The organism is Planobispora rosea, assembly GCF_014648175.1.
GTDB classification, from domain to species: Bacteria; Actinomycetota; Actinomycetes; order Streptosporangiales; family Streptosporangiaceae; genus Planobispora; species Planobispora rosea.
On record NZ_BMQP01000002.1, the window covers coordinates 277,587 to 297,658 of the forward strand.

The following is a 20,072-nucleotide window of genomic DNA, read 5'->3' on the forward strand; positions in this document are numbered from 1 at the left end:
GGGCTCTACGAATTCAACCTGAGTAGGCATGCCGTCCCACATTCACTATCCAGCCGTCGGCGGACATGCAGCCCGTGGTCTTGACCTGAACACGCTTGATCGCACCTTGGACGTCCACCAGCAGGTCGTATGGCTGAGGTTCGACGGGTAGCGCGGCCGCGCAACCGCGGAGCGCGAACCATGCCGTGGCTATCGCCAGCCCGGCACTCCTCAGCCGGGAGAGATCCGGCTCCAGCGACAGCGGATCGATCGAGCCAGCTTCACCGGCACCACTCCCCCGGCCATCGAAACGATCCAGGTCGAGACCAAGTCGCACCGCGTGCGCTTTGATCACCGCCCTGTCCGGTGTCGATTCCGGGCACAGACCCAGCAGGTTGCAGAGTTCGTTCCACGATCGCCCTTCGCGTACGGCCCGGGCGAAATCCTCATCCCTCCACCTGCGCTGTCCCACGAAATGACCCGTGTCCAGTTCCAGCCGCTCCGCATGACGGCGGACCGCTCGGATGGAACCCGCCGAGTTGGCCTTGAGATCGAGCAGACGCAGCACCCCGCGCCAGGAGGAGGCATTGGAGACCGCCTCCACCAGTTGGGCGTCCGCCCATGTCCGCCTGTCGGATACAGAGTGTGACACGGGATCAACTGTAAGGAAGAAAGATGAGGTCCACCGGGAGTTCCACGGAACAGCGGGGCCTCGTCCCTCCTCGGACGACCGCTACCACTGCCATTTTCTGGCGAGGCATCAAGAAATGAAAAAGAGTGTCACGTCTTCACGCGACACTCTTTCCGCCAGGAAAATCTGGTCGGGACGACAGGATTTGAACCTGCGACCCCCTGACCCCCAGTCAGGTGCGCTACCAAGCTGCGCTACGTCCCGGTTTGTCCTTTGGCCCTTGCGGGCCGCCCCTCTCGGGGGGACGTCATAACCTTAGCGCAGATCTAGCGGACGTGTGCACGCCAGGGCGTCCGCCTGGCAGTTGTGATCACGTGGAGGGTGGAGCGCGGGTGGGGCGGAAGGCGTTGATCGACCAGGAGGAGCTGCGGCGGCTGGCCGGGCAGGGGTTGTCGAACGCGGAGCTGGCGGCGCGGTTCGGGGTGAGCGAGTCGGGGATCCTGCAGGCGAAGCGGGCCGCGGGGTTGTCCAAGCCGATGCTCGACCATTCGCGGGCGATCCCGTGGAAGCTCGACCGCGCGCACAGTCAGTCGGGCCCGGCGACGAACCTGCGCAACCTGTCGTCCGTCGCCCAGGGGCGGGCGATCCCCGCGGAGAAGCTCAACACCGCGCTGCGCTGGGCCGACCGGCTGGTGGCGGCGGGGCTGGACATCGCCTACGACACCGAGCACGGGTTCCATGAGGTCCCGGCGCCCGAGGACGGCTCGCTCGTTGAGAGAGTCCTCGCGGAGGCGAGGAGCGCCGTCGCGGATTGAGGGTTCCGGCTGAGGGCGCGGTGGGAGGTTTCCCTGTGAGGCTCTCCCTTCCGGGGAGCGCGGTTGCGGATTTCTCCTGCCGCGGGTGCGGTCGAGGGTTCTCCGGCAGCGTCGAGGGCTCCCGGGCGGAGGGTAACGCCGCGGCGATGCGGGAGTAACCGGGCGGTTTTGACGTGGCTTTCCGGGGCAGCGGGCGGAGACAACCGCTGACGCAATCCGGAGGCGCACATGTCCACCGAGACCTTGATCTGGGTGGCCGTCATCGTGGTCGCGGTGGTGGCGATCGTCGCAGTCGGCTATGTCGTACTGCAGCAGCAACGCCGGCACCGACTCCGCGAACGATTCGGCCCCGAGTATGACCGTACCCTGCGCGAGCGTGAGAACCGCCGCGAGGCTGAGCAGGAGCTCCTCGCCCGTGAGCAGCGTTTCAGCTCGCTCGACATCCGCCCGCTCGATGACGAGACGCGGGCAGGCTACGCCAAGAAATGGCTTGAGGTCCAGGAACGGTTCGTGGACGCGCCCGGGTTCGCGGTGACCGAGGCCGATCACCTGGTGACCTCCGTGATGGCCGACAAGGGTTATCCGGTCGAGGATTTCGAGCAGCGGATCGCCGATCTGTCGGTGGATCACAGCCGTACCCTCGACCATTACCGGCAGGCCCATGAGATCAGCGGCCGTGCCGTCCGCAAGGCCGCGTCCACCGAGGAGCTCCGCCAGGCGATGGTGCACTATCGCGCTCTGTTCGAGGAGTTGCTCGGTGCCCCCACGGCCGAGGCGGCGAAGGCGGCGGACGACGCGCACGTCTCCCGGCACGCCGCCGCCCCGCCCCGTCAGCGGGAGGCGCACTCCGGGCGCGCCGACCGGAACGGGCGGCCCGGCCATGACGAGCCGGACGACCACGATGTACGGCCCGGCCATAACGATCACGATGTACGGCCCGGCCCCGGCGAGCGGGCCGGTGAGAACGAGCGGGGCGCCCCCCGTGACTCCCGAGGACGGTGAGCATAGATGAACGACCGACCCGATCGGCTGGTACACGGCCGCCCGACCCGGGCGGATGAGGACACACAACCGCAGGTGCCGCCGCAGCGTGACGACGCGGCACAACCCGGTGAGCCGGTGCCCCCCGGTCAGGTACTCGTCGGGCACGTGCCGCCCGGGAAGGCGCCTGCCAGGCAGGTGCCTGCGGACCAGGTCGATGACGCGCCGGGGCGGGAGACCCCGCTGACGGACGCCGACCGCGCGGACAGCGCCGAGCGTGTGGATGTCCCTCACCCCGGCGGCCGTCCCGGTCCGGAGCACGCCGGGCCGGACGACCGGCGGTCCGCTCAGGATCCGGTGCCCGGACACGGCGCAGCGCCCCCACAGGTTCCCGTGCAGGAGCCTCAGCGCTCCGGCCGGGTGTCCCTGTTCGGCCAGGACCCCGAGGACGTACGGCGGCGCTGGCAGGAGGTCCAGGCGGGTTTCGTCGACGACCCCCGCCAGGCGGTGGAGCACGCGGCCTCGCTCCTCGGCGAGGTGACGGAGGCGATCCGCACGGCGCTGGAGGCCCGGGCCGCCGATCTGCAGGGTCGATGGAAGAACGGCGGCCAGGACGCCGCCGAGGGGGGCGACACCGAGCGGCTCCGCACGGTCCTGCGGGACTACCGCGCGACGCTGGAGGAACTGCTCGGCATGCCCGTCACGTCCGTAGGAAAGAGGTAAGCCATGCTGGCAATCGCCGCCGCCATCGTGTTCGGTATCGGCCTGCTGTTCGAGCTGCTCGACGTGTCCCTGGGCGGGGACTTCGGCTCGACGGCCTTCCTGCTTCTCGGACTGCTCCTGCTCTCCCTGCACCAGGGCGGTGTGGGCACGGCGGGATTGCGCGGGAGCGGCGCCTGGCGCCGTAGCAGGAGGTGACCGCGCGGGGTGGCCTCCGTTTCTCAGGGCCACCCCACGGAAACATCTCTCAGGGGCGCCGTCCGTCAGGACGGCGCCCCTTCGCCTGTCGCCGTGGCGTGTTCCCAGGTCGTGTCATGTTTTCAGAAGGTCCGGCAACGGTCCGGCAACGGTGCGGCATCCGCTCGGGCTGAGGCCCGTCGCCCGCTCTCCGGATGGGATCCGTCACCCGCTCTTGCCGAGGTCCGGCCGGGCCGCGAACTCGAACTCCTGCCGGGGGTGGGCCAGCGCGCCGAGCGAGGTGATGTCCCGCCGGAAGAACAGCGCGAGCGTCCAGTCGATCAGCACGCGCACCTTCCGGTTCAGGGTCGGCACCCGGGACAGGTGGTAGGTCCGGTGCATGAACCAGGCCAGCGGCCCACGTAGCTTTACGCCGTAGATCTGCGCGACGCCCTGGTGCAGACCCAGGCTGGCGACCGAGCCCGCGTAGGCGTGCCGGTACGGCCGCAGTTCGGCGCCCCTGAGCGTGGCCAGCACGTTGTCGGCCAGCGTGCGGGCCTGCCGTACGGCGTGCTGGGCGTTCGGCGAGGTCAGCTCACCGGGCCGGGTCAGGTCGGGTACGGCGGCGCTGTCCCCTGCGGTGAACACGGTGGGGTACCCCTCGACGAGCAGTTCGGCGGTGGCCTTCACCCGTCCCTTGTCGTCCAGGGGGAGGCCGCTGGCCCGCACGAGGGGATGCGGTTTGACGCCGGCGGTCCACACCAGCGTGGCGGCGTCGAACGCGTCTCCGTCGTCGAGGACGATGTGGCCGTCCTCGGCGGACTTCAGGCGGACGCCGAGGCGCACGTCGATGCCCCGGCTGCGGAGTTGCTCGACCGTCCAGCGGCCCATCTCGGGACCGACCTCGGGCAGGATCCGGCCGGTGGCCTCGACCAGGACCCAGCGCATGTCGCCGGGCCGGATGGACGGGTAGTGGCGGCAGGCGTCGCGGGCCATGTCCTCCAGCTCGGCCAGGGCCTCGACCCCGGCGAAACCGGCGCCGACGAAGACGAACGTGAGGGCCTTCTCCCGGATCGCCGCGTCGGTGGTGGAGGCGGCCAGGTCGAGCTGGGCGAGCACGTGGTTGCGCAGGTGGATGGCCTCCTCGACGGTCTTGAAGCCGATCCCGCACTCCGCCAGGCCGGGGATGGGAAGGGTGCGGGAGACGGAGCCGGGGGCGAGGACGAGGAGGTCGTAGCCGAGGATGCGGGGCGGGCCCTGGTGCGGCCGCATCTCGACGGTGCGGGCCTGCGGGTCGATTCCGACCACCCAGCCGTTGAGGATCTCGCAGGACTTCAGGACCTTGCGGAGGGGGACGACGACATGCCGGGGTTCGACGTTCCCCGCCGCGGCCTCCGGGAGGAAGGGCTGGTAGGTCATGTACGAGTCGGCGTCGACGACGGTGACGCGGGCTTCTCCGCGGCGGAGCCGGCGCTGCAGGCGTAAGGCGGTGTACATGCCGACGTAACCGCCGCCGACGATCAGAATGCGCGGGGGTGTGGTCATGGCCTGCCCCCTACCCAGAAAAGGGGCCCAGCCCCAGGAAAGCGGTTGCAGGAGCGTTCGGCCGGGATTCCGGGCGGAGGGCCGGTACGGGGACCCGCCGGGAGGGGTCAGTTGCGCCGGGGACGGGGTTCCGCGGTCCCCGGCCTCTCGGAGTTCGCTCCGTGGGACTCCCCCGCCGTCACCGCGAAGCGCATGGTGATGACCGTCCCCTCGGGCCCGGTCCGGAAGGCGATGTCGGAGCTGACCATGCGGGCCACCCACAGCCCCATGCCACTGGTGGCGTAGGGGGCCGGGGGCGTCTCGCCGGGAGGGGCGGCGGGGTTCCACCGCCCCTCGTCCCGGATCTCCACGGAGAGGAAGCCGTTCTCGACCCACATGCGGAGCATCGCCTTGGCGCTGGTGTGCCCGTGGGTGACGGCGTTGGTCGCCACCTCGTTCACCGCGACGAGGAAGTCGGCCAGCTGTTCGGGGGCGATGCCGCTGCGCAGGCCGTGGGCGGCGGCGAAGTCACGCACGTCGGGCAGGTCCGGGAGGCAGAAGGCGATCTCAGCCGCGACGGGCCTCGCGCGGAGGCGCCGGTCGCCGTCCGCCTGGAGGCGGCCCGGACGAGTGCCGTCCTCGTTCACCCGCGATCCGCCTCCCTGTCCCGTGACGCCGTCCTCCCGGCGGCTTGGGCTTATCGAACGCACTCTATGCCACATAGGACCCCGTCGGCTCCGGTGCCCCGTAGCGAGCCTCATATTCAGCATTCGGCGACGAGTTCCTCCCGCAGCTGGTCCAGCACCTTGCGGAGGATGCGGGAGACGTGCATCTGGGAGATGCCGAACTCGGCGGCGATCTCGGCCTGGGTCATGTTCCCGAAGAAGCGCAGCAGGAGGATCTTCTTCTCCCGGGCCGGCAGCTTGTCGATCAGCGGCTTGACCGCCTCCCGGTCCACCAGGAACGACAGCGTGTCGTCCTCGTCGGGGATGACGTCGCCCAGCGCGGCCGCGTCGTCGTCGGTGCCGAGCGGGGCGTCGAGCGAGAGGGCGCTGTAGGCGGCCGAGGCGTCCAGGGTGAGCAGGACGTCCTCTTCGCTGATGTTCATCTTCTCGGCGAGCTCGGCGACGGTCGGGGCGCGGCCCAGCACCTGGCTGAGGTCGGCGACCAGCCGGTTCAGCTCGGCCCGGCGCTCCTGGTAGACGCGGGGTACCCGGATCGCCCAGGTGCGGTCGCGGAAGTGCCGCTTCACCTCACCGGTCATGGTGACCACCGCGTAGCCGCGGAAGGCGTGGCCGAGCGTCGGGTCGTAACCGTTGATCGCCTTCATCAGGCCGACGTACGCGGCCTGCAGGAGGTCCTCCAGCGGTTCGCCCCGGTAGCGGTAGCGGCGAGCGATCTCCATGGCGAGCGGGCGGTGCATCTCGACGATCCGCTCGCGCAGGCGCTCGGCGCGGTATTCAGAGATCTCAGGCGCGGACATTTCGGCGAGGAGTTCCTCGGCGGTCATGTCGGTGAGTTCGAGTGCCTGAACAGACATTGCTGCTCCCTGCTATGACTGTCGACGATGCCGGTAGCCAGCGGAGCAGTTTCCGGGCAGACGGCATCGCCTCGACCACTTTTCGAGGCGAGGCCCTCTGCTGGACCTCATGGGCAAGAGTATTCCCACGATCGCGGGAGTATTACTCGCCCTCAGGTAACAGTAAGGTTGCTATGCGAGTGGCGAGGAGGCTTTGAGTGACGGTGTCGGAGAACGGCGGTGGCGCGGCTGCGCTGGCTTTGGCCTCGGGGCGGGTCGGCGGGGTCAATGTGGTCCGCGTGACAGGTCTGCTCGACGCCACCACCAGGGACCAGTTCGCCGACTATCTCGCGGCGGAGGCCGCCGAGCACGGCGCCGACATGGTCCTCGATCTCAGTGGCGTCACCTTCATGGACTCCCGGGCGCTCGGGCTCATCGTGCACCAGTGGCAGGTCAGCACCGCCGGTGGCGGCAGGTTCGCCCTGACCGGGGTGGAATACTCCAAGACCAGAGTGATGTGGATCACCGGGCTGGCCCAGCGGCTCCCGCTCTACGACACCGTCGACGACGCGCTGGCCGCGTTCGGCCGTTCGGTCTGACGACTCCGGTACGGCGGGCGGCGGTCATCCCGCCTCGGCGGTCAGTCCTGCCTGCCGCCCCGGTTGCGCTGGTGCTCGTCGACCAGGAGCCTGGCCAGGTCGGCCACCTTCACCTGGTGGTGCTGGGAGACCCGGCGCAGTTCCTCGAAGGCGGCCTCGGCCGAGCATCCGCTGGACTTCATGATGATGCCCTTGGCCTGGTCGATGACCGCCCGGCCGGCCAGCGCCTCCTGCATCTGGGCGGCGTCGGTGCGCACCTCGTCGTAGTCCCACATGTTGGCCAGCGCCACGGTCACCTGCTCGGCCAGCATGTCGGCCAGTGAGGGCACCCCGCGGACGGCGAAGGCGTCGGGGCGCACGCCGTACAGCCCCAGGATCAGGACCGCGCGCTCGACCGTGATGGGCATGGCCAAGACCGAACGGACTCCGCACCGGACCGCCATCGCGGCGTAGGCCGGCCAGCGGGGTTCGCGGAGCACGTCCTGCACGATCACGTGGTTGCCGGTGGCGCGGGCCTCGATCGCGGGACCCTCGCCCAGCCGGCTCTCGCTTTCGACGAGAAGGACGAGCTCACTGTGGGAGGCTGAGACCACCAGCCGTTCCCGCCTCCAGAGTTCGGCGGTTCCGCCGGCGCAGCCGGGCACGCCTCCGGCGAGGGTGGTGGTCAGTCCGGACAGCACGCTCTCACTCGAGGTCTCCTCGCTGACCCTTCCGAGGGTGGCGAGGTCGCGCGCGAGAACGGGCGTCACCATGTCCATGTCGCAAGTCCCCTTCCCCGTATGGATAACTTAATCACTATCTGACCGCACATCGATAAGCTCCACCGGGTGGCGTAGCGTCTACGACGGGACGAGTCCCACCCCGGCCGCCGATGAGGATGAGCATTGACCGAAGCCCTTGGCCTTCCTGCCCTGGAGCAGGCGCTGACTGCCCTGACTTCCAGGGTCTCCTCACTGCGCGAGGCCCGATCCGCCTACCCCGCCGACCCCCGTTCTACGCTTGATGCCGCGCTCGCCGAGCTGGACACCGCCCGTGAGCTGCTGGACGCGGCCCTGCGGGAGGTGCGCAGGGCGCCCAGGCGCTCGGGTGAGCGCGAGAGCGGCTCCCAGCGGGAGCTGAAACTCCTGCGGCAGGTGTTCAAGACGTTCCCGGTCCCGGTGGTGGTGCTGGACGGGTCGGGGACGGTCCGCCGGATCAGCGCCGAGACCTCCCGGATGCTGGGCAGCCCGGCGGGCTACCTGATCGGCCGCTCGTTCGCGTTGTTCGTCGACATCTCCCGGCGGGCCGCCTTCCGCTCGCATCTCACCGCGGTGCAGCAGGGCGGCCGGACGGTGACCTTCCAGACCCGGCTGGCGCACCAGGGCCGGGCGCACACCGTGCAGCTGGCCCTCACCCGGCTGACCATGCCCGGAGAGCCGCACGAGATGACGGCGGTCCTGGTCCTCCCGCTGGAGACCCAGGTGGCCGACATCCCCGCCTCGCCGGTCGAGCCGCCGGACTCCACCCTGATCATGGCCGCCGCCCGCCGTCAGGAACTGCTGTCCCGGATGACCCGCCTGCTGCTGGACGAGGACAGCCTGAACCAGCCGGTGACCGTCACCCGGGCCGCGCGGCTGCTGGCGGCCGACACCGCCGACTGGGTGATCGCCGACGTGGTCCGTGACGGCTCGCCCCGGCGGGCCTGCGTGTTCGGTCCCGCCGACAAGCCGGTGAACGAGCTGGTCCGCATGGTCGAGAACCACAACCCGCTGGCCGCGCCGCTCATCGCGCACGTGCTGACCGGCGGCACGGGAGTGGTCCACGAGATGCTGGAGGACGAGATGCTGCTCGGCGGTCTCGCCGACGGCCCGCCGCTGCTGCGGGTGATGGGCGCCGCCTCCGCGCTGTGCGTGCCGATCGGCGGGCAGGACGGTCCCGCGGGCGCCCTCACCCTCCTGCGGCTGCGCGACCGCGAGCCGTTCTCCCTGGCCGACCTGGGCCTGATGGAGGAGATCGGCGCCCACCTGGGGCTGGCCCTGCGCGCCCGGCACAGCTTCCAGACCCGGTCCCAGGCCGCCGAGGCGCTGCGCACCAGCGTGGTGCCCCGTTCCCTGCCGGATATCCCGGGATTCGAGGCTGCGGCGATCTACCATGCCGGCTCCGGCCTGGTCGGCGCCGAGTTCTACGACGTCTTCCCGTTCTCGGAGGGGTGGGCGTTCGCGCTCGGCGGAGCGGCGGGCAAGGGCGAGGAGGCGGCGTCGGTCAGCGCCATGGTGCGCAACGGGCTGCGGGTGCTCAGCGTCTGGGAGAGCGACCCCGGTGAGGCCCTGCGCAAGCTCAACCAGGCCCTGACCGCGCAGCGCAACGGAATGTTCGTGATGGCCGTGGCGGGGTTCGTCAAGGGGCGGCGGATCAGGCTGGCCAGCGCGGGCCATCATCCCGCCGCGCTGCTCCAGCCCGACGGGACGGTGCGTTTCACCAGCGGCGGCGGTGTCCCGCTGGGCATCTCCGCCGACTGCGAGACGTTCGAGGAGGAGATCATGCTGGCCGCCGGTCAGATCCTGGTGTTCTACTCCGACGGCCTGGTGAACTCACGCAACGAGCACGGGGAGGCGTACGGCGAGGGACGCCTGGCCGACGTGCTGGCGCGGTGCGTGTCGCAGGCCCCGGCCACGGTGGTCAAGGCCGTGGAGGAGGACCGGCACGCCTTCTCCGGGGGAAGGGTGTGGGACGAGATCGTGATACTTGCCCTGCGCGTTGTGTAGGGATCGGATAACTTAGCGTTTCATCACCTGACGTGTGCTGTGCCTGGGTCGTCCGAGGCGGAGACGAGGTGTACGGGCGAGGTGGGAAACCAACCGGCCGGGACCCCGGGCCCGGCCACCCTGAGCGGGATGACCTTCGATGACTTCGATTCACCAGGCGGCGGTCTACGCCTCCGGCGAGCAGTTCCTGGAGATCGCGCTGCCGTTCGTCCGTGACGGGCTGGCCGGGGACGATCCGGTGCTGGTCGTGACCACCTCGGCGAACCTGGAGCTCCTGGGCGACACCCTGGGCCGGGACGGCCGCCTGGTCGACTACGCCGACACCACCTTCCTGGGCCGCCGCCCGGTGCAGCGCACCACCGCCTTCCACCGCTACTGGCTCCGGCGCGGTCCGGAGGCGCCGTCCGGCGGGCACGTCCGGGTGCTCTCCGAACCGCTCTGGGTCGGCAGGCCCGACAGTGACATGCGGGCCTGGCAGCGGATGGAGTCGATCCTCAACCTGCTGCTGAAGGGCACCAACGTCTGGATGCTCTGCCCGTACGACACCCGGGTCCACGATCCCTCAGTGATCACGGCCGCCCGGCGGACGCATCCCTCATGGTCCGAGGACGGCCACGCCTTCCTCCCCTGCCCGGGCTACACCGATCCACTGGAGTTCGTCCGCGAGTACGACGCGATCCCCCTGCCCCCTCCCCCGGCGGACGCGGTGGCCAAGTCGGTGGAGACACTGCCGGCCCTGCGCGGTTTCGTCTCCGACCACGCGTCCCTGTTCGGGCTGAGCCAGGACCGGGCGACCCTGCTCGCGGTGGCGGTCAACGAAGTGGCCGCGCACCTGGACCCGCCGATCGACCTGCATCTGTGGGAGCGGTTCGGCGCCATCACCTGCCAGATCTACCGCCCCGGGGGCGGCCTGACCGATCCGCTCGCCGGGTTCGTCCCGCCGAGCCCGACCTCCGGGCCGGGTGACGGGTTGTGGATCGCCCGCCAGCTCTGCGACCGGCTGGACATCCACCACGGCGAGGGCGGGTGCACGGTTCAGCTGCATGTTCCCAGCTCCCGCGCGGAAGAATTACGACAGAGTCGGAAATACTGATGTTTGCCACCGCTGGCGATCGGGGTATTGTGTCAGGCATACAGATGAGTGCCTAAGACGCAGGCACCCCCTGGAAGTCCAGGCTTTCCATGCCTATCTCCCCCAGAGGTGTGCCGTGAATATTGCATTTGTCTCGTCCGATGCCCTGTCCGCCACTCAGGACCAGCCTGCGCCCTCCGCGCACCGCAACCAGATCCTGGCCGTGGCCCGCGAGCTGGGCAGGGAGCACAAGGTCACCATCTACACGCGCAGGGGCGCCGACTCCGACAAGACGCGTGTCCGCGTGGCCCACGGCGTCACCATGGAGCACCTCCCCGCCGGTCCGGCCCAGGACCTCCCCGAGGACGGGGTGCTGCCGTACCTGCCGGACATGGGCAGCGAGCTGATGCGCCGCTGGGGGCAGAACCGGCCCGACGTCATCCACGCCCACTCCTGGACCGGCGGCCTGGCCGCTCTCGCGGGTGCGAGCGGCCTGCACGTCCCGGTCACCCAGACCTACACCCGCCAGACCGACGGCGACGCCCGCAAGGCGCGGCTGCAGCGCGCCCTCGGCCGCCGGGCCAGCGCGGTGATCGCCGGGTGCGGGGACGAGGAGTCGGAGCTGATCCGGCTGGGCGTGCCGCGCCGCAACATCGCGGTGATCCCCTGCGGAGTCGACGTCGAGCGCTTCCGCCGGCAGGGACCGGCCGCGCCGCGCGGCACCCGGCCGCGGCTGCTGCACGTAGGGCCGCTCTCCGACGACAGGGGCGTGCGGACCGCGATCCGGGCGCTGGCCGGGATCCCCGAGGCGGAGCTGCTCGTGGCGGGCGGCCCGGCCGCGTCCGACCTCGAGCACGACGCCGACGCCTACCGAGTCCGGATCCTGGCCAAGGAGCTGGGCGTGGACGACCGGGTCAGTCTTCTCGGGCAGGTCCCGCACGCCTCGGTGCCCAAGCTGATGCGCAGCGCCGACGTCGTCCTGTCGCTGCCGCGCGAGGCCGCGGGCGGCGTCGTCGCGCTGGAGGCCATGGCCTGCGGCGTGCCGGTCATCGCCTCGGCGGTGGGCGCCCACATGGACTCGGTGGTGGACGGGGTCACCGGGCTGCTGGTCGCGCCGGACCGCCCGGCGCAGACCGCCCGGCTCACCCGCGAGCTGCTCGCCGACCCCACCCGGCGCACGGCGCTGGGCTTCGCCGCCGCCGACCGGGTCCGCTCGCGCTACTCCTGGGAGCGGATCAGCCAGGAACTCGTGCGCGTGTACGAGGACGCCCTCGCCGCACAGCGCTGATCACAGACAGCCGGTACGGCCGGCGCGGGGTCGCCCCGCGCCGGCCGTTCCGCGTCTGAACCGTTCCGCGTCCGAGCCGTTCCGCGTCCGAGCCGTACCGCGTGTTCGCCGCCGCACCGGAACCCTGTTGAACGGGCACTCTGGATGGATATACGTTTTACCGCATGCTGATTCACCCGTGGGACGCCGCGACCGAGGACGAGGCCCTGGACTTCGTCCGGGCCAACGAGTTCGGCCATCTGATCGCCTCCGGCCGGGACCGTGACGTGCCGGTCGTGGTACCGACACAGTTCCTGCTCACCGGCGACCGCGAGATCCTGCTCCACCTGGCCCGGCCCAACCCGATCTGGGCCGCGATCGAGGAGAACCCGGCCGTGCTGCTGTCCGTCGCGGGCGACTGGGCCTACATCCCGGGCGGCTGGAAGATCCTGCCCGGCGAGGACGATCCGCGCCGGGGCGTGCCGACCACCTACTACGCGGCGGTGCAGCTCGTCTGCCACGCCGAGATCGTCACCGACGCGGCGGGCAAGGCAGAGATCCTCCGGGCGCAGATCGGCCGCCTGGAGGGCGAGGCGGCGCTGGTCGACCCCGCCGAACACGAGCGGCGCTTCGCCGGGATCCGGGGGCTGAGACTGAGGATCCAGAAGGTGAACGGGAAGTTCAAGTACGGTGGCAACATCGACGAGGCGCACCGGCGGTACGTCGCCGAGCGGCTCGCCGGGCGCGCCGCCCCCGGCGACGCCCCCGCCCGGACCCGTCTCCTGCGCAGCCTGGACGGATGAGCCCGCGGGCGAGTGAACCTCGCGGCCGAATGAACCTCGCCGACGAGGTCAATCCACCGGTCGACGGCCGGATCCCCCGTCAACGCTGCGGATCCCCATAAAACCGATCAAGACCGTGTACGGCCGCTGAAGCGAAAAATCCCGCGCGCCTTCCGTACCCCTCTGCCAGGGTTGAGGGCACGGGAGGCGGATGACACATGGATCTCAGCGACGCCAAAGACCTGTCCCAGGCGCTCAGCGCCCTCATGCGGGACGCCCACCTGGCGCTGGAGGAGGACAGGAAGACGCCCGAGCTGGTGGCCAGGGTCACCGGCCACCTCAGCTGCGACCTCAAGCACGTGGTGTCGGTCACCGAGACCTTCGCCACCTGGGAGCACGCCAACCTCCAGCGCGGCACCGACGCCTACCTGGCCCGGCACAGCCCGGAAGCCGAGTGGTTCGGCATCGCCGGGCAGGGACGCGAGCACGACGACTACGTGAACATACTGGCCGTCGCGGCGCGCGGCTACGAGCAGTACGAGATCGGCGCGGTCGACTACGCCACGGCGTCGATCGGCCCCGACGCGACCATGGAGGTCATCTCGCTCGGGCTGGTCCTCACCCGCTCGCCCGGCGGCTCCCCCGTGGTGATCGGCCTGCGCGGCCCGCAGGAGCACGGGATGCCGCAGTCCCAGATCACCGTGCTGGCCGCCGAGCGGCGGGACGCCGTCGCCACCCGCGACGAGGCCGGCCGGCTGATGCGCGAGCACGACGTCTACCGGGGGCAGGTGCTGTCGTTCATGTGGAGCGAGCACCGGGGCAACGACCTGGTGACGTTCCTGCCCCGGCCGGAGATGGCCGCCGACCAGGTGGTGCTGCCCGCGGGCGTGCTGGACACGGTCGAACGGCACGTCGTCGGCATCGGCGAGCTGGCCGTACGGCTGCGCGAGCACGGCCAGCACCTCAAGCGCGGCCTGCTGCTGCACGGCGCGCCCGGGACCGGCAAGACCCATACGGTCCGCTACCTGATGGGCCGGATGACCGGGTCCACGGTGATCGTGATGACCGGGTCGGCGATCAGGTTCGTCAGCGAGGCCGCCGGGCTGGCCCGGCGGCTCCAGCCCGCGGTGGTCGTCCTGGAGGACGTGGACCTGGTCGCCATGGACCGCTCCTTCACCCCCGAGGGCAACCCCCTGCTGTTCGCCCTGCTGGACGCCATGGACGGGGTGGGCGCCGACTCGGACGTGACGTTCGTGCTCACCACCAACCGGGCGGGAGTCCTGGAGCGGGCGCTGGCCGACCGTCCGGGCCGGGTGGACCTGGCGGTGGAGATCCCCAAGCCGGACACGGCGGGCCGGGCCGCACTGCTCCGCCTCTACGCCCGGGACCTGCGCCTGGCGGCCGACCTCGACCCGATCGTCGCGGCGACCGAGGGCGCGACCGCGTCGTTCTTCAAGGAGCTGCTGCGCCGCGCGGTGCTGGCCGCCCTGCGCGAGGACGGCGCCGGGAACCGGGCCGGAGGCGAGGGCGGGGCCAGGACCGGAGACCGGGACGGGCAGGGGGGCGGAGACGGGGACGGGGCCGGTGAGGCTCCCGCGGGCGCAGGTCTCGTGCTCACGGACGCGCACCTGGAGACGGCGCTGGAGGAGATGCTCAGCCAGCGGGAGGCTCTGACCCGGGCGCTGCTCGGGTCGGGAGAGCACGACCCGGACGAGGATCCTCCCCTGACGGTCTCCGGCGACGTCCACCCGGGCGACTACGGCGACGGGACCTCCGTCGGGTTCGTCAGCTACGGGCCCTGAGCGCCGCCGGCTCCGTCTCTCCTGCGGGTGTGCCCGCGTCACCGCGCCGGGACACGGTCGCCAGCACGGAACCGCCGAGGATCAGTGCGAACGAGACGAGGATCGGCACGGTGAGCGGCTCCCCGAGCACGATCACGCCCGCGGTGACGGCGACCGCCGGGTTGACGTAGGTGAACACCAGCGCGCGGGAGGTGCCGACCTCGCGGATGAGCGCGAAGAACACGATGAACGCCAGCGCCGTGCAGATGAGCGCGAGACCGGCCAGCGCGGCCAGCACCTGCCCGCTGGGCAGCGCGGCCGGCCAGGTCATGATGGCCGGGGGCGTGTAGACGAGCGCCGCCAGGGTGAGGCAGAGCGCGGTCATGGGCAGGGCGGGGACGTCCTGCAGCCGTCGCGCCGCGATGATCGGCGCGACGGCGTAGCAGGTGGCGGTCAGCAGCACCTCGGTGATCGCCCAGGGGTCCCCGCCGCGCAGCTCCGGCGCAGCCAGGACGGCCACCCCGGCCAGTCCCACGGCCAGCCCCGCCCACCGGACGGCGCCGAGCCGCTCGGCATCGCCGGTCAGCCGTCCCAGCACCACCGCGATGATGGGTGAGGCCGCGATGAGCAGACCGGTCATCGAGCTGGTGAGGTGCCGTTCGGCGTCCGACAACAACCACCACGGCACGATGATCTCGATCGCCGCGAAGGCGGCCAGCGGCCGCCAGTGCCGGAGGATCCCCCGCGGCAGGCCGGCCCACAGCGCCAGCGGGAGCAGCACGGCGGCGCCCACCGCGGTACGCGCGAACACCAGCACGGGCACGGACACGCCGCCCACCGCCACTTTGATCATCAGGTACGGGATGCCCCAGATGACGCTCATCAAGGCGAACAGGATCCAGCCGCGCCTGCTCACCCGACCACGCCCCCGGTCCGGCCGGGCCGCACGCCGCCCGTCTCTCCCATGCGCAGACCTCGCTTTCCCCGCGTCCGTCACGGCCCCCGCCGGTGAGGGGCCATGACGACCCTAGGAAAGCGATTGGCCAGATGTAAGGTCCAATATCAACCAAGTCGATTGGGCCAATAGGCGGACCGGACGGAGGACCGGGTGGAGTTCCACGTAAGGCTCACCGGGCGCGGCGACCTGAGCGCGCGGATCTACCGGGAGCTGCGCGAGGCCGTCCTCGACGGCCGCCTGCGGCCAGGGGAGCGTCTGCCGCCCACGCGTGAGCTCGCGGGGCGGCTGGGCGTCTCGCGCAACACCGTGGCCGCGGCCTACGACAGCCTCACCTCCGAGGGTTTCCTCACCGGCAAGATCGGCTCAGGCACGTTCGTGTGCGCCCGCCCCCTCCCCCACGCGCGGCCGCGGAACGCCCCCGCGGGCGGCGGTGTACGGCCCCGGCCGGTGTGGGAGTCCATCTCCGCCGGAGACCTCCTGGCCGGCGGGAGCACCGCCCGGGGAGCGGCGGCCGGAGACGGCACGGACGGCGGCACGGACGGTGACACGGACGGCGGCACGGACGGCGGCACGGACGGCGGCACCGCGACCGGGGGCGTCCGGCCGGTGTACGACTTCCAGACCGGGACCCCCGACCCGGAGCTGTTCCCGCTGGAGACGTGGCGCCGGCTCGTCGCCCGTGAACTCCGCGAACTCCGCAGGCTCCACCGTTCCGCCGCTCTCGGCCACTACGCCGAGCCCGCCGGGCACGCCGGTCTGCGGGCGGCGATCGCGCGCTCCGTGGGCGTCTCCCGCTCGGTGCGCGCGGGCGCCGGCGACGTCCTCGTCACCCAGGGCGCGCAGCAGGCGCTCGACCTCGTCGGCCGCGTGCTGATCGAACCGGGCGACCGGGTCGCGGTCGAGGAGCCGGGCTATCCCCCGGCCCGGCTGCTGTTCCGGTCGCTGGGCGCCCGCGTGAGCGGCGTCCCGGTCGACGGGGAGGGCCTGGACGTGGCGGCCCTGCCCACCGGCACCCGGCTGGTCTACGTCACCCCGTCCCACCAGTTCCCGCTGGGCACGCCGATGTCCCTGGCGCGCCGTACCGAGCTGCTCGCCTGGGCGGAGCGCAACGACGCGGTGATCATCGAGGACGACTACGACAGCGAGTACCGTTTCGCGGGCCGCCCGCTCGAACCCCTGCAGAGCCTCGACCGGTACGGCCGCGTCGTCTACGTCGGCTCCTTCTCCAAGACGCTGCTGCCCGTGCTGCGGCTCGGCTTCCTGGTCGCCCCCGCCTCCCTGCGGCCCGCGCTGTGCGCCGCCAAGCGCCTCACCGACTGGCACGGCGACCTGATCACCCAGGGGGCGCTGGCGCGTTTCGTCGACGAGGGGCTGCTCTCCCGCCACGTCCGCAGGGCGACGCGGGAGTACGCGGCGCGCCACGCGAAGATCACGGCGGTGCTCCGGGACCGCCTCGCCGGCCGCTTCCGGCCGGTGCCCTCGGCTGCGGGCCTGCACCTGTGCGCGCGGCTCGTCCCGGGCACCGGGATCGACCTGGAGCGGGCGCTGGCCCGTGCCCGCGAGGCGGGGGTCGGCGTCGAGAGCCTCGCCCGCTACTGCGGCGAGGCGCCCGCGCAGGAGGGACTCGTGATCGGGTACGGCGCGATCCCGACGGCCCTGATCGACGAGGGCCTGCGGCGGCTCGTGACGTGCCTCGACGGTGGCGGCTGACGGCCGGACCCTCAGGCGCCCCGGCCCGCCTGGGCTCGTAGGCGGTGCCCCAGCCGGTCCCCGGGGATGGGCGGCGCCACGGTCGGCGCGGCCGTCGGCTCATCCATGATCAGCACCCGGGCGTCCCGCGACAGCGCCGCGGAACTCGACGGGCTCGCCGTCCAGGAGGATCCGGCCCGCGTCCGGGCGGCGCAGCCCGGACAGGATCTTCACCAGCGTAGACTTTCCGGCGCCGTTCTCGCCCGCCAGGGCGTGCGCCTCGCCGGCGAACAGCTCCGGTGAGACCTCGCGCAGGGCGCGGACGGCGCCGAAGGATCTGCTCACGTGACGCAGTGCCAGGACGGGGGAACCGGGGGGCGGTCTGGCATGAGCTCCCTCCAGAGGAGCTCTAAAACGTTTCAACGCAGATCTGGACAGTAGGTCAGCGGCCATAGAGCGTCAATAGGAGTTTCGACGATGTTTCGCGGCGCGGACTCTCCGGGGAGGCTGCCACGAGGGGTTTCCTTGCCCGAGAGTGGTTATTACGTTTCAATCAGGATCCCGGACGGGAGCAGCGAGGCGGGATGAGCACTGTAGGCATCAGGCAGGTCGCCGAGCACGCCGGCGTGTCACCCGGAACGGTGTCGAACGTGCTGAACCGCCCGGAGAAGGTCTCGGCCTCGACCCGGGCCCGGGTGGAGACGGCGATCCGCGAGCTCGGGTTCGTCCGGCACGCCTCGGCCTCGACGCTGCGCGCCGGTCACAGCAAGACCATCGGGCTGTCGGTCATCGACATCGGCAACCCGTTCTTCACCGACGTCACCGCCGGTGTGGAGGACGTGGCCAGCGAGCGCGGCTACGCCGTACTGCTCAGCAACTCCGCGGGTTCCACGAGCAAGGAGGAGCGCAACCTGCTGGTCCTGGCCGAGCAGCGGGTCCGCGGCGTGCTGATCACCCCCTCCGACGAGGGGCCCGGCCCGCTCGACCGGCTGCGCGACCGCGGGATCAACGTCGTGCTCGTCGACCACCCCGCGCACCGGCCCGACCAGTGCTCCGTCGCCGTCAACGACATCATCGGCGGCCAGACCGCCCTCACCCACCTGCTCTCCGGGGGCGCCTCCCGCCTCGCCTACGTGACGGGACCGCTGACCATACGGCAGTGCCTGGACCGCAGGCTCGGCGCCGAGCGGGCCCTGCGCGGCCGGCCGCTGCGGGTCGTCGAGATGCCCACGATGACCCCGCGGGCGGGCCAGCAGGCCGCGGAGAAGATCGTCTCCGAGGGGGACCTGCCCGACGCCGTCTTCTGCGCCAACGACCTCCTCGCCCTCGGCATGCTGCGCGGCCTCATGCACGCGGGGATCCGGGTGCCGGACGACATCGCGCTGGTCGGCTACGACGACATCGACTTCGCCGCGGCCTCGGCCGTCTCGCTCACCTCGATCCGGCAGCCCACCTACCAGCTCGGCAGGGTGGCCGCCGAACTCCTCCTCGACGAGTGCGACAACCCCGGCACCCACGCGCACCAGCAGATCATGTTCCAGCCCGAGCTGATCGTCCGGGAGTCGACCCGGTAGGCCCGGCAGGCCCGGCGGATCCGCAGCCGGGGCCGCGGGAGGCCGCAGGGGGACGGGCGGCCCCGCAAGGGCGGGCGGCAGAGGCCGCGGGGTCACAGGAGCCGGGCGGCCTTGAGGGCGAGGTGGAGCGCCAGGCGGTCCTCCCCGTCGGCCAGGTCGCGGCCGGTGAGCCGCTCGGCCTTGCCCAGCCGGTAGTAGAGCGTCTGGCGGTGCACGCCGAGGGCCGCCGCGGTCTCCTGGACGTGCCCGGCGCGGTCGAGGTAGCCCTCCACGGTCCTGGCCAGCTCCGGGTCGGCGGCCAGTTCCCCGGCCTCCGCCGCCAGCTCGCGCAGCGCCTCGGGCGCCAGGCGGGCGAGCGTCCGGTAGACGCCGAGATCGGACCAGGCCGCGACGGGGGCGAGCTGCGGCACCCGGTCGGCGACCCGGAGCGCGTGGACCGCCTCCCGCCAGCTCCGCCAGGCCCGTTCCGGGTCGGCCCTGGGGTCGCCGACCCCGGCCGCCGTGCCGTACATGGCCTGGATCCGCCCGGCCAGCTCCCCCGCGTGGGCCGCCGGGGCGAGCACCGCGACCAGCGGCTCGGCCCGGTCGGCGGGACCGGGGTCGGGGAGGCCGGGGTCGGCGAGCACGTCGCGCGGGAGCGTCCACAGCGCGGCGACCCGGCCGGCGGAGGCCCGCACCGCGATCGCCGCCACCGGGCCGCGCAGGTCGAGCCGGGACAGCGCCCAGGAGCGCTCCTCGGGGTCGGCGGAGAACAGCTCCCGCAGGTGCCCGCCCAGGTCCCGGCGGCGGCGGGCCTCCTGGGCCAGGACCGTGGCCGCGCGCGCGACCAGTCCGGAGACGGAGTCGAGCCGCTCCTCGGTGAGGGTCCCGTCGTCCAGCAGCCACAGGTAGCCGTAGGTCACCTCCCGGTGCCGGAGCGGGACGCACACCCGGGCGAGCACCCCCAGCTCGGCGTCGGCGGGGATGCGGACCCGGCCGCGCGCCGTGGCGATGCCGTACCTCTCGAAGTAGGCCCGGACCTCGTCGGAGGCGCGCCGGCGCAGGATGGACTCCTGGCGCACGACGTCGATGTCGCCGCTCTGCGCCGCGTAGGCCAGCAGCTGGAACGCGCGGTCCTCCAGGGTGGCGGAGGCTCCCAGCACGTCGGCGATCTCGTCGATGGTCTCCTGGAGCATCCCGCCATTGTCATACATCTGTATGAAGCCCGCTCCCCGTGATCGTGGCAGATGCACATGAGACCGTCCTGAACTGCCGTTTTAG

20 protein-coding genes and 1 tRNA gene are annotated in these 20,072 nt (G+C 71.8%); 12 read left to right on the forward strand and 9 right to left on the reverse strand.

What is annotated here, in order from left to right:
• Positions 1-13: 13 nt before the first annotated feature.
• Both IEZ08_RS03015 and IEZ08_RS03020 read right to left on the reverse strand, forming a co-directional pair.
• Positions 14-631: a hypothetical protein gene (locus tag IEZ08_RS03015; RefSeq protein ID WP_189241612.1), complete on the reverse strand. Its 618-nt coding sequence runs from the start codon at positions 629-631 to the stop codon at positions 14-16.
• 166 nt (positions 632-797) lie between these two features.
• Positions 798-874: transfer RNA gene (locus IEZ08_RS03020), tRNA-Pro, on the reverse strand.
• Between the two features lie 128 nt (positions 875-1,002).
• Here IEZ08_RS03020 and IEZ08_RS03025 point away from each other — a divergent pair.
• The 4 genes from IEZ08_RS03025 to IEZ08_RS03040 all read left to right on the forward strand — a co-directional run bounded on the left by IEZ08_RS03025 (position 1,003) and on the right by IEZ08_RS03040 (position 3,324).
• On the forward strand, positions 1,003-1,425 hold the full coding sequence (locus IEZ08_RS03025) for a hypothetical protein (protein WP_189241613.1): 423 nt from the start codon (positions 1,003-1,005) through the stop codon (positions 1,423-1,425).
• Between the two features lie 228 nt (positions 1,426-1,653).
• Positions 1,654-2,427: a hypothetical protein gene (locus IEZ08_RS03030; protein ID WP_229802878.1), complete on the forward strand. Its 774-nt coding sequence runs from the start codon at positions 1,654-1,656 to the stop codon at positions 2,425-2,427.
• Between the two features lie 372 nt (positions 2,428-2,799).
• Complete coding sequence (locus IEZ08_RS03035) at positions 2,800-3,129, forward strand: hypothetical protein (RefSeq protein WP_189241614.1); 330 nt, start codon at positions 2,800-2,802, stop codon at positions 3,127-3,129.
• Positions 3,130-3,132: 3 nt separating this feature from the next.
• A complete protein-coding gene (locus IEZ08_RS03040) occupies positions 3,133-3,324 on the forward strand; it encodes a hypothetical protein (protein ID WP_068922847.1) in 192 nt (63 codons plus the stop codon).
• A gap of 204 nt (positions 3,325-3,528) precedes the next feature.
• Here IEZ08_RS03040 and IEZ08_RS03045 read toward each other — a convergent pair whose 3' ends face one another.
• From IEZ08_RS03045 to IEZ08_RS03055, 3 genes are all read right to left on the reverse strand, one after another.
• Complete coding sequence (locus IEZ08_RS03045; RefSeq protein ID WP_068922846.1) at positions 3,529-4,848, reverse strand: NAD(P)/FAD-dependent oxidoreductase; 1,320 nt, start codon at positions 4,846-4,848, stop codon at positions 3,529-3,531.
• A gap of 107 nt (positions 4,849-4,955) precedes the next feature.
• Entirely contained in the window at positions 4,956-5,474 is a 519-nt protein-coding gene (locus IEZ08_RS03050; RefSeq protein ID WP_189241615.1) for an ATP-binding protein, read from the reverse strand.
• A gap of 116 nt (positions 5,475-5,590) precedes the next feature.
• On the reverse strand, positions 5,591-6,367 hold the full coding sequence (locus IEZ08_RS03055; RefSeq protein ID WP_068922844.1) for a SigB/SigF/SigG family RNA polymerase sigma factor: 777 nt from the start codon (positions 6,365-6,367) through the stop codon (positions 5,591-5,593).
• Positions 6,368-6,564: 197 nt separating this feature from the next.
• On the opposite strand from IEZ08_RS03055, the gene IEZ08_RS03060 reads away from it, so the two are divergent.
• Positions 6,565-6,945, forward strand: a complete 381-nt coding sequence (locus IEZ08_RS03060; RefSeq protein WP_068922843.1) for an STAS domain-containing protein — start codon at positions 6,565-6,567, stop codon at positions 6,943-6,945.
• A 41-nt stretch (positions 6,946-6,986) separates the two neighbouring features.
• Here IEZ08_RS03060 and IEZ08_RS03065 read toward each other — a convergent pair whose 3' ends face one another.
• On the reverse strand, positions 6,987-7,703 hold the full coding sequence (locus IEZ08_RS03065; protein WP_068922842.1) for an ANTAR domain-containing response regulator: 717 nt from the start codon (positions 7,701-7,703) through the stop codon (positions 6,987-6,989).
• Positions 7,704-7,829: 126 nt separating this feature from the next.
• Between IEZ08_RS03065 and IEZ08_RS03070 the strand changes: the two genes are divergently transcribed.
• The 5 genes from IEZ08_RS03070 to IEZ08_RS03090 all read left to right on the forward strand — a co-directional run bounded on the left by IEZ08_RS03070 (position 7,830) and on the right by IEZ08_RS03090 (position 14,612).
• Positions 7,830-9,689, forward strand: a complete 1,860-nt coding sequence (locus IEZ08_RS03070) for a SpoIIE family protein phosphatase (RefSeq protein ID WP_068922841.1) — start codon at positions 7,830-7,832, stop codon at positions 9,687-9,689.
• Between the two features lie 139 nt (positions 9,690-9,828).
• Complete coding sequence (locus IEZ08_RS03075) at positions 9,829-10,782, forward strand: anti-sigma factor RsbA family regulatory protein (RefSeq protein WP_068922840.1); 954 nt, start codon at positions 9,829-9,831, stop codon at positions 10,780-10,782.
• A 115-nt stretch (positions 10,783-10,897) separates the two neighbouring features.
• Positions 10,898-12,049, forward strand: a complete 1,152-nt coding sequence (locus tag IEZ08_RS03080; protein ID WP_229802879.1) for a glycosyltransferase — start codon at positions 10,898-10,900, stop codon at positions 12,047-12,049.
• 164 nt (positions 12,050-12,213) lie between these two features.
• Positions 12,214-12,831, forward strand: a complete 618-nt coding sequence (locus IEZ08_RS03085; protein WP_189241616.1) for an FMN-binding negative transcriptional regulator — start codon at positions 12,214-12,216, stop codon at positions 12,829-12,831.
• A gap of 197 nt (positions 12,832-13,028) precedes the next feature.
• Positions 13,029-14,612, forward strand: a complete 1,584-nt coding sequence (locus tag IEZ08_RS03090; protein ID WP_189241617.1) for an AAA family ATPase — start codon at positions 13,029-13,031, stop codon at positions 14,610-14,612.
• Here the strand turns inward: IEZ08_RS03090 and IEZ08_RS03095 are convergent.
• Positions 14,596-15,507 (reverse strand): DMT family transporter, encoded by a 912-nt coding sequence (locus IEZ08_RS03095; RefSeq protein ID WP_068922837.1) that lies wholly within the window; start codon positions 15,505-15,507, stop codon positions 14,596-14,598. The two genes, IEZ08_RS03090 and IEZ08_RS03095, sit on opposite strands and share 17 nt — an antisense overlap.
• Positions 15,508-15,699: 192 nt before the next feature.
• On the opposite strand from IEZ08_RS03095, the gene IEZ08_RS03100 reads away from it, so the two are divergent.
• A complete protein-coding gene (locus tag IEZ08_RS03100; protein WP_229802881.1) occupies positions 15,700-17,259 on the forward strand; it encodes an aminotransferase-like domain-containing protein in 1,560 nt (519 codons plus the stop codon).
• A gap of 99 nt (positions 17,260-17,358) precedes the next feature.
• On the opposite strand, the gene IEZ08_RS40485 is transcribed toward IEZ08_RS03100, so the two are convergent.
• On the reverse strand, positions 17,359-17,583 hold the full coding sequence (locus tag IEZ08_RS40485) for an ATP-binding cassette domain-containing protein (RefSeq protein ID WP_068922836.1): 225 nt from the start codon (positions 17,581-17,583) through the stop codon (positions 17,359-17,361).
• Positions 17,584-17,822: 239 nt separating this feature from the next.
• Here IEZ08_RS40485 and IEZ08_RS03110 point away from each other — a divergent pair, with 239 nt between their 5' ends.
• Positions 17,823-18,812, forward strand: a complete 990-nt coding sequence (locus IEZ08_RS03110) for a LacI family DNA-binding transcriptional regulator (RefSeq protein ID WP_068922835.1) — start codon at positions 17,823-17,825, stop codon at positions 18,810-18,812.
• A 92-nt stretch (positions 18,813-18,904) separates the two neighbouring features.
• On the opposite strand, the gene IEZ08_RS03115 is transcribed toward IEZ08_RS03110, so the two are convergent.
• Entirely contained in the window at positions 18,905-19,987 is a 1,083-nt protein-coding gene (locus tag IEZ08_RS03115) for a PucR family transcriptional regulator (protein ID WP_229802882.1), read from the reverse strand.
• Positions 19,988-20,072: the final 85 nt, after the last annotated feature.

Coding starts and splice junctions, on each gene's coding strand:
- IEZ08_RS03030 (WP_229802878.1), top strand. CDS start 1,654: ATGTCCACCGAGACCTTGATCTGGGTGGCCGTCATCGTGGTCGCGGTG.
- IEZ08_RS03040 (WP_068922847.1), top strand. CDS start 3,133: ATGCTGGCAATCGCCGCCGCCATCGTGTTCGGTATCGGCCTGCTGTTC.
- IEZ08_RS03045 (WP_068922846.1), bottom strand. CDS start 4,848: ATGACCACACCCCCGCGCATTCTGATCGTCGGCGGCGGTTACGTCGGC.
- IEZ08_RS03055 (WP_068922844.1), bottom strand. CDS start 6,367: ATGTCTGTTCAGGCACTCGAACTCACCGACATGACCGCCGAGGAACTC.
- IEZ08_RS03065 (WP_068922842.1), bottom strand. CDS start 7,703: ATGGACATGGTGACGCCCGTTCTCGCGCGCGACCTCGCCACCCTCGGA.
- IEZ08_RS03075 (WP_068922840.1), top strand. CDS start 9,829: ATGACTTCGATTCACCAGGCGGCGGTCTACGCCTCCGGCGAGCAGTTC.
- IEZ08_RS03085 (WP_189241616.1), top strand. CDS start 12,214: ATGCTGATTCACCCGTGGGACGCCGCGACCGAGGACGAGGCCCTGGAC.
- IEZ08_RS03090 (WP_189241617.1), top strand. CDS start 13,029: ATGGATCTCAGCGACGCCAAAGACCTGTCCCAGGCGCTCAGCGCCCTC.
- IEZ08_RS03110 (WP_068922835.1), top strand. CDS start 17,823: ATGAGCACTGTAGGCATCAGGCAGGTCGCCGAGCACGCCGGCGTGTCA.
- IEZ08_RS03115 (WP_229802882.1), bottom strand. CDS start 19,987: ATGCTCCAGGAGACCATCGACGAGATCGCCGACGTGCTGGGAGCCTCC.